Origin of the sequence: Phytoactinopolyspora endophytica, from assembly GCF_004138495.1 — a bacterium.
In the GTDB taxonomy this organism is placed as follows: Bacteria; Actinomycetota; Actinomycetes; order Jiangellales; family Jiangellaceae; genus Phytoactinopolyspora; species Phytoactinopolyspora endophytica.
The window spans coordinates 120,315-127,123 of the sequence record NZ_ML142851.1 but is presented as its reverse complement, the minus strand read 5'-3'; the positions used below and the strand labels follow the sequence as shown (position 1 = coordinate 127,123).

Sequence of the window (6,809 nt, the reverse complement as noted above, 5' to 3'; positions counted from 1 at the left end):
GACGAGCCTGCATGCGCCAGTCGCACCATCGGACCGGCCGTTAGCCGTCTGACCGGCGCCGATGCGAGATCCACAGTGATGGTCTCGCTACGGTCCCACGGGATACGAAAGATCGAACCGCTGATTGCCTTCAGGTCCGCGGGGTAATGAGGCGGTATCGGGGGCATGACACGGCCCCCAAAACCGGAAATGACGACATGGAAATGGGGGCACCACACATGATCGTCTTAGGTCTCATCCTGTTGATCATCGGTTTGCTCGTTGACCTTGGACTCCTCGTCACGCTGGGCTCGATCGTCCTCGTGATCGGAGTCGTGTTCTTCATCCTGGGAGCGGTCGGCCGTCCAGTGGCAGGGCGCCGGTTCTATTGGTAGGCGGCGTTCGCGCTGCGCATACCGGTCACCAACGGTCGTGCACAACCGGGCGGATGCGCTCGTCGTAGATGCGGCGGATCGCCGAGGTCGTCTCCGCACCGAGTGGTGCGAGATCGGCGGCGGCCACGTTGTTGCGGGCCTGCTCCGGGGTTCGAGCACCCGGAATCACCACCGACACGCCCCGTTGGTCGACGATCCAGCGCAGCGCCAGCTGGGCGGTGCTCGCCCCGTCGGGCGTCAGTTCGGCTACCTCACGCGCTGCCGCGACGCCGACGTCGAACGGCACTCCAGCGAACGTCTCACCGACGTCGAACGCCTCACCTTGCCGGTTGAACGTGCGGTGATCGTCGTCCGCGAACACGGTTGATTCGTCGTACTTCCCGGACAGCAGCCCACTGGCCAGCGGAACTCGGGCGATGATCCCGACTCCCGCATCGGCCGCGGCCGGCAGCACGGCGTCCAGCGGCTTCTGCCGGAAGCAGTTGAGGATGATCTGAACGGTCGCGACGCCAGGACGTCGTATCGCCGTCAGCGCCTCGTCGCACGTCTCGACGCTCACCCCATAGGCTCCGATCCGCTTCTCCTGGATCATCGCGTCGAGGGCGTCGAAAATCTCATCGCGCGCATACGCCGGCGTCGGTGGACAATGCAGCTGCACCAGGTCGAGCGTGTCGACACCGAGGTTCTCCCTGCTCCGGTCGTTCCACTCGCGGAAGGCGTCCAGCGTGTACGCGTCGACGGTGTGCGGGCTCGCCCGCCGACCCATCTTGGTCGCCACCGTCAATCCCGCATCGGGACGCTCCCGCAGCAGCTCCCCGACGAATTTCTCGCTGCGTCCGTCACCATAGACGTCAGCGGTGTCGATGAAGGTCACTCCGGAGTCGACCGCGGAATGCAGCGCCGCCATCGCGTCATCCGGACTGACGTCGCCCCAGCTACCGCCGATCTGCCAGGCGCCGAATCCCACGACACCGACGGCACGGCCGGTCTTTCCCAAGATCCTCGTCTCCATACCTACCGACCCTACGGCCTACCGTCCTGCGCCCTGAAGGCCCTAGCCCACACCCCGCCGGACGCAAGCTGGCTGTCGCCTCAGACGGCCGTCGAGCGGCTGAACAGCGCCGCCGTCGTGCGGAGGTGGGCGCGTAGCTCAGGCGGGTTGACCACGTCGAACTCCGCGCCGAGCGCACCGAGGACCAGCGCTGGCCACGACAGATCGTCCACGTTCATCAGCATCCGGCACGACGCGTCGTCGATCGGCTCGACCGTCGCCCATTGCCGGACCACATTCGCCACGTCGGCGGCCGGTGCCTGGATGACGACCTCGACTTGATACTGGGTCGGTATCGAAGCGAGGCTCTCTCGGACGAACGTCGCGGCGTCCGAGGAGGGCAGTTCGCGCGGTTGGAACCGGACTCCGGTCGGAAACGGATCCACCAGCCGATCCACGCGGAAAGTGCGCCAGTCCGCGCGCCCGAGGTCCCATGCCACCAGGTACCAGCGCCGGCCGAGCGACACCATCTGGTGCGGCTCCACCAAGCGTGACGCTTCGTCGCCGGCACGCGTGGTGTAGCGGAATCGCAGCCGCTCGCTGTCTCGGCAGGTCAGCGCGATCACAGCAAGCGCTTCCGCATCGACAGTGGGACCACCGCCCCAGACAGCGGGCACGGTCGCGGCCTGCAGCGCGTCCACGCGCCGGCGCAGTTTCGGCGGCATGACCTGCACGATTTTGGCCAAGGCCCGGACCGAGGTCTCTTCTATGCCGTCGACGGCGCCACCGCTGCCGGTCGTCAGGCCGACCGCGATGGCAACGGCCTCGTCGTCGTCCAGGAGCAACGGCGGTAGCGCCGCACCCGCCTGCAGCTGATAGCCGCCTGCCACGCCTCGGCTGGCCTCAATGGGATAGCCGAGCTCGCGGAGCCGGTCGATGTCGCGGCGCAGGGTGCGCTCACTGACATCCAACCGTTCCGCCAGATCCCCTCCGGGCCAGTAGCGATGCGTCTGAAGGAGGGAAAGCAGCCGCAGCATCCGAGAACTGGTGTTTGCCATGATTCCAGATTCGCTCACATTCAGGCCAGAAAGTGGCCGGAATCAATTCTAGCGTTGTCTCCATGGACACCACAATGATCCGAACCAACGGACTGACCAGGCATTTCACGGTCAAGAAGGAGACCGTAGAGGCCGTCCGAGGCCTCGACCTCGAGGTACAGCAGGGGGAGCTCGTCGCCCTGCTCGGCCCTAACGGAGCGGGCAAGTCGACCACGCTGCGGATGCTCACCACCCTGATCCCGCCGACATCAGGCACCGCGGAGGTCGCCGGACACGACGTCGTGAGGGAGCAAAGCGAGGTACGCAGCCGCATCGGCTACATCGGCCAGGGCAATGGAGCGGGACACACCCAGCGGGGCCGGGACGAGCTGATCAGCCAGGGACGCTGCTACGGATTGAGCCGAAAGGAGGCCCGTTCGCGCGCCTCCGAGCTGATCGCGGCACTCGACCTGGAAGCAGTCGCCGACCGCACGGTGTCCACGCTCTCCGGTGGCCAGCGCCGCCGCCTGGACATCGCGATGGGCCTGATCCATGCACCCGACCTGCTCTTCCTCGATGAGCCATCGACGGGCCTGGACCCGCAGAACCGGGCCAACCTGCAAGAACAGATTGCGAAGCTCCGTGCTGAGTACGCAACGACGATCGTCCTCACGACTCACTACCTGGACGAGGCGGATTCGATGGCGGAGCGGGTCATCGTCGTCGACCACGGACGAGTCATCGCCGACGACACCCCGTCCCGGCTGAAGGAAGTCCACGCCGGCGACGGGATCACGCTCACCTTCGACCACGAGGACGACGCCCGGCGTGCGGCCGATCGCTCCCGGCGAGTCATCGGCGCCGAGGTCAGCCAGTTCGGCACCACGGTCGAGATCCGGGTTCTCGGCGCGCCCCAGCTGCTGCCTGAGCTGCTCGTGAACCTGGCCGCTGACGGTGTCACCGTCACCAGCGCCCAGGTAGCCCGGCCGACCATGGACGACGTCTTCCTTAACCTCACCGGCCGCAGCCTCCGCGAAGGTGGCACCGAACCCACCGACACCGAGACCACTGTGCACGAGAACCAGGAGATCGCAGCATGAGCGCCACCGTGATGACCCCAGACGCCGAGAACGACCAAGCCCGCAAGTCCGCGCAGATGAGTCGACGCCGCCCGTCACTGTTGCAGGACACGACGACGGTCTTCATGCGAGAACTCCGGCCGGTGTTGCACAACCCGTTCTCAGTGGTGTTCAGCATGATCCAGCCGCTGGTCTTCCTTGGACTGTTCGGGCCACTGCTCTCCGACTTCCCGGGAACCGGAGAAGGTTCTGCTCTGCAGTGGTTCGTGCCCGGGATCGTCGTCATGTCCTGCCTGTTCAGCGGCGCATTCACCGGGTCCAACCTGTTGTTCGAGCTTCAGACCGGCGCTCATGAACGGATGCTGGTCACGCCGCTACGGCGGTCGGCGCTACTGATCGGGCGAGCACTCAAGGAGATCGTGCCGATGGTCATGCAGACGGTGATCATCGTGGCGGTCTGCCTCCCGTTCGACTTCGAGCTGCACCTCGCCGGAACCGTCATAGCCGTGCTCATCCTTGCTGTGATGACCATCGGGATCGGAGCCCTCTCCTACGCGCTGGCCCTGGCGTCGAAGGATCAGGACTGGCTGTTCTGGACCGTGCAGCAGACGCTGTTGTTTCCGTTCCTGCTGCTGGCCGGAATCTTGTTGCCGATCGACGACGGACCCGGCTGGCTGCGAACCCTGGCCGACATCAACCCGTTGACCTACGTGGTGGATGCGTCCCGGCTGCTGTTCAACGGTGAGATCGCATCCACAGCAGTACTGCAGGGCGCGGGAGCCGCCGCGTTCCTGGCCGCGCTGGGGCTGCTGGTAGGGATTCGGAGCATGCGCCGCTCGAACTGAACGATCGCCCGCGAGATGCCACGTAGCCGCGAGGGGATCGGTCGGGGCGAGATGTCCACCGGCTCGCGCCGACCTCGAACCCGCGTGCCCACTCTCCGCCTCGTTCTGCCCTGCGGATCACCCCAGCTTCACAGATCCGCAGGGCACGAGCATGTCATGGCAACCGAACCCGTGGTGAGCGCGTCGAAGTGATATGCGAAAGCACATGGGCATTCTTCTCGGATGTGGCATTGCGGCCAGCACGCTGGTCGCTGTGAACGCGTTGCCCGCCGACGAAGCCGTCGCGTCCGGCCTGGTCTCCTTCGGATCCTGCCCGGATGTGCTCGACCACCTCAAGCGTGAGGCGGACGAGCGAATCGGCCCTTGGGGCCTGCAGGACACGTGGCATGGCGACGATGTCCTCGTGCTCGAGCAGGAGACGACGGACGGCGAGGCGGCCGCTATGGACGGCGACGATAGCGCCGGCGCCGACGGTTCCCGCTCCTCGACGTCGTACTCGACCACCAACGTCCAGGAGGGTGGAGTCGACGAGCCGGACATCGTGAAGACCGACGGCAACCTCGTCGTCACAACGCTCGGATCGAACCTGCGTACCGTCGACATCACCGGTGACCACCCGGAAGAGGTCGGCAGCCTGAAGCTGACCGACGACTACGCCGACGCCGAGCTCCTCTTGGAAGGCGACCGCGCCGTCGTCTTCGTCCAGGGGTGGACACCCGTCGACGCCGGGCCGGCGCCGTCCGAGACGGCCTGGGAACGACCCATGACCACCGTCCTCCTGGTGGATCTTTCCGATCCGGCCGATCCCACGGTCGAGTCGTCATTGGAGATCGATGGCAACCACCTCGATGCACGGATGGTGGACGGCACGATACGCATGGTCACGAGCTCCGAGCCGGGCCTGGTATTCCCGATGGGCGAGAAGGACTGGGAACGAGACGAGGACGAACTGATCGAGAGGAATCGGGATATCGTCGCCGACTCCACGATCGAGGACTGGCTGCCGTCCTACCGGCTGGACGCCGGTGGCGAGGAGTCCAGCGGCCAGCTCGTCGGATGCGACGCTCTGAACCGGCCGCGGGACTTCGCCGGATTCTCGGTCATCAGCGTCCTCACGCTCGGCTTTGACGAGCTCATCGACGCTGACGGCGTGGGTGTGCTCAGCAGCGGCGAGACCGTCTACGCCAGCGCTGACCAGCTGTACGTGGCGACTGCGAACGTGGAAACCGCGGGCGAGTTCGCTCCTATGGAGGCCATCGACGCGCCCATCACGGGCCCAGGGTGGCCGCAGGTGGAGAGCACCGGCATTCACGCATTCGACATCGGCGGCGACGAGCCGGCGCGCTACCTGGCCTCCGGTGAGGTCGCAGGCGGCATCATCGGGTCATACGCGATGTCCGAGCACGACGGCGTCCTCCGTGTCGCCACTACCACGCGCTCGGGTGACGGCCGGAAGAGTGAGAGTCAGGTGATCACCCTGACCGAACAGGGTGACGATCTGATTCAGGTGGGGCAGGTGGGCGGCCTCGGCAAAGGTGAGGACATCTATGCGGTGCGGTACTTCGAGGACACCGCCTACGTCGTCACCTTCCGCCAGATCGATCCGCTCTATGTCCTTGACCTGTCCGACCCGGCCAACCCGTCGGTCGAAGGTGAGCTCAAGATCACCGGCTACTCCTCTTACCTGCACGGCGTCGGTGACGGCCGGCTGGTCGGCGTGGGTCAGGAAGCCACCGATGACGGTCAGGCGGTAGGCACGCAGGTATCGCTGTTCGACGTCAGCGATCCCGCTGATCCACGCAAGCTGGACGGTCACGTCGTCGACGGTACCTGGAGCGACGTCGAGTCCGACCCACACGCGTTCTTGTATTGGCCGGAGACTCGCCAAGCGGTGGTGCCGATCTCCGGTGCGGAGATGGCGACGGCGGACGGCTTCACCATGGAGCCAGGCGGTGCTCTGGTGGTGACCCTGGAGGGCGATGCGGTCACCGCACAGGGCATGGTGAACCACGGCGGCGGGCAAGGGGCGCGCGACGAGGAGCAGCTGTGGGAGCCCGTTCTTCGCTCGATGGTGATCGACGACTCGCTCTACACGCTCTGGCATGACGGCCTCCAGGTCAACGATCTTGATGATCTCGGCCTTCAGAGCTGGACCGAGCTCGAGCCTGCCTGGTGAACGTGCTTTCCGCCGGCTGCGTCGAAACGAGCCGACCTCGAGCGCGATACTGGTAGGGCGCTGACACCGTCGACGGACCTTGCCGTCGACCGCCGAGGAAGGACGCTTATGAGTCAACGACCGACCAACTGGGCCGGGAACCTGATGTTCCACGTGGAACATGTCCAGCGTCCCTCATCGCTCGAGGAGCTTCAGAAACTCGTGGCGCGCAGTGGCCGGATGCGCGTGCTCGGCAGCGCACACTCGTTCAATTCGATCGCCGACACCGATGGGGACCTGGTCTCGCTGGCCAGCATTCCACAAGAGG

Annotated in this window: 6 protein-coding genes and 1 pseudogene; 5 read left to right on the top strand and 2 right to left on the bottom strand. The window is 65.9% G+C overall.

All coding sequences use genetic code 11. From position 1 onward, the window contains the following. Positions 1 to 218: 218 nt before the first annotated feature. A complete protein-coding gene (locus ELR45_RS34725; protein WP_165367536.1) occupies positions 219 to 374 on the top strand; it encodes a hypothetical protein in 156 nt (51 codons plus the stop codon). Positions 375 to 399: 25 nt separating this feature from the next. Here the strand turns inward: ELR45_RS34725 and ELR45_RS06475 are convergent, their stop codons facing one another. Both ELR45_RS06475 and ELR45_RS06470 read right to left on the bottom strand, forming a co-directional pair. Beyond that, positions 400 to 1,386 carry an aldo/keto reductase gene (locus ELR45_RS06475; protein ID WP_129664448.1) on the bottom strand — a complete coding sequence of 329 codons (987 nt, stop codon included), beginning with the start codon at positions 1,384 to 1,386 and terminating at the stop codon, positions 400 to 402. 80 nt (positions 1,387 to 1,466) lie between these two features. Further along, on the bottom strand, positions 1,467 to 2,423 hold the full coding sequence (locus tag ELR45_RS06470) for a helix-turn-helix transcriptional regulator (protein WP_129664446.1): 957 nt from the start codon (positions 2,421 to 2,423) through the stop codon (positions 1,467 to 1,469). 74 nt (positions 2,424 to 2,497) lie between these two features. Between ELR45_RS06470 and ELR45_RS06465 the strand changes: the two genes are divergently transcribed. The 4 genes and pseudogenes from ELR45_RS06465 to ELR45_RS40495 all read left to right on the top strand — a co-directional run. Beyond that, complete coding sequence (locus ELR45_RS06465; protein ID WP_129665040.1) at positions 2,498 to 3,502, top strand: ABC transporter ATP-binding protein; 1,005 nt, start codon at positions 2,498 to 2,500, stop codon at positions 3,500 to 3,502. Then, the gene (locus tag ELR45_RS06460; RefSeq protein WP_205856140.1) at positions 3,499 to 4,326 is read left to right on the top strand and encodes an ABC transporter permease; all 828 of its coding nucleotides are present in this window, start codon (positions 3,499 to 3,501) and stop codon (positions 4,324 to 4,326) included. Before ELR45_RS06465 ends, ELR45_RS06460 begins: the two co-directional genes overlap by 4 nt. A gap of 205 nt (positions 4,327 to 4,531) precedes the next feature. Continuing rightward, the gene (locus ELR45_RS06455) at positions 4,532 to 6,502 is read left to right on the top strand and encodes a beta-propeller domain-containing protein (protein ID WP_165367535.1); all 1,971 of its coding nucleotides are present in this window, start codon (positions 4,532 to 4,534) and stop codon (positions 6,500 to 6,502) included. A 108-nt stretch (positions 6,503 to 6,610) separates the two neighbouring features. Then, positions 6,611 to 6,809: pseudogene (locus ELR45_RS40495) on the top strand (FAD-binding protein); the annotation flags it as partial.

Bases quoted from the DNA above. Each gene is read 5' to 3' on its own strand.
- ELR45_RS06465 (WP_129665040.1), top strand. From the start codon at position 2,498: ATGATCCGAACCAACGGACTGACCAGGCATTTCACGGTCAAGAAGGAG.
- ELR45_RS06470 (WP_129664446.1), bottom strand. From the start codon at position 2,423: ATGGCAAACACCAGTTCTCGGATGCTGCGGCTGCTTTCCCTCCTTCAG.
- ELR45_RS06460 (WP_205856140.1), top strand. From the start codon at position 3,499: ATGAGCGCCACCGTGATGACCCCAGACGCCGAGAACGACCAAGCCCGC.
- ELR45_RS06475 (WP_129664448.1), bottom strand. From the start codon at position 1,386: ATGGAGACGAGGATCTTGGGAAAGACCGGCCGTGCCGTCGGTGTCGTG.
- ELR45_RS34725 (WP_165367536.1), top strand. From the start codon at position 219: ATGATCGTCTTAGGTCTCATCCTGTTGATCATCGGTTTGCTCGTTGAC.
- ELR45_RS06455 (WP_165367535.1), top strand. From the start codon at position 4,532: ATGGGCATTCTTCTCGGATGTGGCATTGCGGCCAGCACGCTGGTCGCT.